The following is a 2,514-nucleotide window of genomic DNA, read 5'->3' on the forward strand; positions in this document are numbered from 1 at the left end:
TATGCCATCGGCTGGACCACGCTGCTGGACGTGCTGGAGGATGGCCGAGAATTCCGCGCCCGCGTCTTCGGCGGCGCCATGGCGGTGATGGCGGGCCAGGAACTGACCGGCCGCACCAGCGCGGCGATGCAAGACCCTGAATTGCGCCAGGCCATCGTGACCAACCTGCGCTGGGTCGTGACCAATCGCAGACCATTGCGCATCTACCGCGAGCAGACCACGGCGCAGCGGCGCTATCGGTACGAGACGGTGATCCTGCCGCTCTCCTCCGACGGCCGGCAGGTCGACCAGCTGCTGATGGCGGCAACGCCGCCCCTGTCGGAAGCCGTCTGAATCAACTGCCGATCCGTGGTTGATTGCTGCACTGCGCTGCCGCTAGAGTCCGCGCAACTCAGGAAGCCGAACAGGAGGAAACCATGGCCCGCAGCATCGACATCCAGGCCCATGACGGCGGCCGCTTCACCGGATATCTGGCCGAACCGGCCGGCGGCAAAGGCCCCGGCATCCTCGTCATCCAGGAAATCTTCGGCGTCAACAAGGTGATGCGCGACATCTGCGACGGCCTGGCAAAACAGGGCTATGTCGCGCTCTGCCCCGACCTGTTCTGGCGCCAGGAACCCGGCGTCGACATCACCGACAAGACCAAAGCCGAATGGGACAAGGCCTTTGCGCTGTTCAACGGCTTCAACCTCGACAAGGGCATCGACGACCTGAAGGCCGCGCTGGCCGTTCTGCGCAAGCTGCCCGGCTGCAGCGGCAAGGTCGGCACGGTGGGCTACTGCCTGGGCGGGCGGCTGGCCTATCTGATGGCCTGCCGCAGCGACGTGGATGCCGCCGTCGGTTATTACGGCATTATGCTGAAAGATCATCTGGCGGAAGCGAAAAACATCAAAAAGCCGCTGCTGCTGCATTGCGCCACCGAAGACAAGTTCGTGCCCAAGGACGCGCAGGCGACAATCGCCGCCGAGCTGAAGAACTATCCGCTGGTCACGCGGCTGGATTACCAGGGCAACGACCACGCCTTCGCCCGCGTGGGTGGCGAGCATTACGACAAGGCCGCCGCCGACCTGGCCAACAGCCGCACGGCGGAGTTCTTCAGGAAGCATCTGGCCTGAGCACAGGCCCCGCCCTAACTCTGACACCGCAACACCAAACGCAAGGAACGCAATCCATGGCGCATGCCATCCGTATCCACGCCAACGGCGGCCCCGAAGTGATGCAATGGGAAGAGGTCGAGGTCGGCGATCCCGGCCCGGGCCAGATCCGCATCAAGACCTCGGCCGCTGGCCTGAACTATATCGACACCTATCACCGCTCCGGCCTGTACAAGCTGCCGCTGCCGCTGATCCTCGGCCAGGAAGGCGCCGGCACCGTGACGGCGGTGGGCTCGGGTGTAACTGATATCAAGCTGGGCGACCGCGTCGCCTATGCCTCCTCGCCGCTCGGCTCGTATTCGGAAGAACGCCTGATGCAGGCCGACCGCTGCGTGGTGCTGCCCGCCGGCATCACCGACCAGCAGGCTGCCGGCATGATGCTGAAGGGCATGACGGCGGAATACCTGCTGCGCCGGACCCACAAGGTGCAGCCGGGCGAGACCATCCTGTTCCATGCCGCTGCCGGCGGCGTCGGCCTGATCTTCGGACAATGGGCGAAGGCTCTGGGCGCCACCGTGATCGGCACGGTGGGCAGCGACGACAAGGCCAAACTGGCCAAGGCCCATGGCTATGATCACATCATCAACTACCGCACCGAGAATTTCGTCGAGCGCGTGAAGGAGATCACCAAGGGCGAAGGCGTGCCTGTCGTCTATGACGGCGTCGGCAAGGATACCTGGGACGGCTCGCTTGACTGCCTGCGGCCGTTTGGCCTGATGGTCAGCTTCGGCAATGCCTCGGGCGCGGTGCCGCCCTTTGCCATCGGCACGCTGGCCGCCAAGGGCTCGCTCTACCTCACCCGCCCCACGCTGGTCACCTACACGGCCAAGCGCAACGACCTGGTCAATTCAGCCAATGCGCTGTTCGACGTGGTGAAGGCGGGCAAGGTGAAGATCGAAACGCCACAGACCTACGCGCTGAAGGACGCGGCCAAGGCCCATGCCGACCTTGAGGCGCGCAAGACGACCGGCTCGACCCTGTTGCTGCCGTAACGCGCAAGGCGGGCCCCGGTTGACCGGGGTCCGCCTTGCCTTGCCGGTTCAGCGCGGCTGGAGATTCCAGTCCAGCACGGAGACCGTTTCATTCTCCGGGCGGATCTTGTAGCGGAAATCCTTGGTGAGCCCGACCGTCGACAGGTTGCCGATGATCAGCCCTTCACCTTCGAACCGCACCACCATCGTATAAGCATCATCCTCCGGCTGCAGCGGGTCTTCCAGCAGGACCATGCGATGCAGCTTCATCCCATGGGGACCCCTCGCCTGAAGGTAATAACCGTATTGCTCACGGTTACTCTCGAAATGCTTTTTCAGCGCCGGTTCGCTGATCCGCCACAGCGCGTCCCGATCCAGCTTCGGCTTCG

General features: G+C 64.3%; 4 protein-coding genes. 3 read left to right on the forward strand and 1 reads right to left on the reverse strand.

Annotation, left to right across the window (positions count from 1 at the left end):
* From Q1J79_RS01345 to Q1J79_RS01355, 3 genes are all read left to right on the forward strand, one after another.
* Positions 1-333, forward strand: a 333-nt coding sequence (locus Q1J79_RS01345) for a PAS domain-containing protein (protein WP_300295505.1), incomplete at its 5' end; no start/stop codon positions are given.
* 83 nt (positions 334-416) lie between these two features.
* Complete coding sequence (locus Q1J79_RS01350; RefSeq protein WP_300295507.1) at positions 417-1,115, forward strand: dienelactone hydrolase family protein; 699 nt, start codon at positions 417-419, stop codon at positions 1,113-1,115.
* Between the two features lie 56 nt (positions 1,116-1,171).
* Entirely contained in the window at positions 1,172-2,146 is a 975-nt protein-coding gene (locus Q1J79_RS01355; RefSeq protein WP_300295508.1) for a quinone oxidoreductase, read from the forward strand.
* A gap of 48 nt (positions 2,147-2,194) precedes the next feature.
* On the opposite strand, the gene Q1J79_RS01360 is transcribed toward Q1J79_RS01355, so the two are convergent.
* Positions 2,195-2,514, reverse strand: a 320-nt coding sequence (locus Q1J79_RS01360) for a hypothetical protein (protein ID WP_300295509.1), incomplete at its 5' end; no start/stop codon positions are given.

This window comes from Ferrovibrio sp. (genome assembly GCF_029255545.1).
GTDB lineage: Bacteria > Pseudomonadota > Alphaproteobacteria > Ferrovibrionales > Ferrovibrionaceae > Ferrovibrio.

Coding starts and splice junctions, on each gene's coding strand:
- Q1J79_RS01350 (WP_300295507.1), top strand. CDS start 417: ATGGCCCGCAGCATCGACATCCAGGCCCATGACGGCGGCCGCTTCACC.
- Q1J79_RS01355 (WP_300295508.1), top strand. CDS start 1,172: ATGGCGCATGCCATCCGTATCCACGCCAACGGCGGCCCCGAAGTGATG.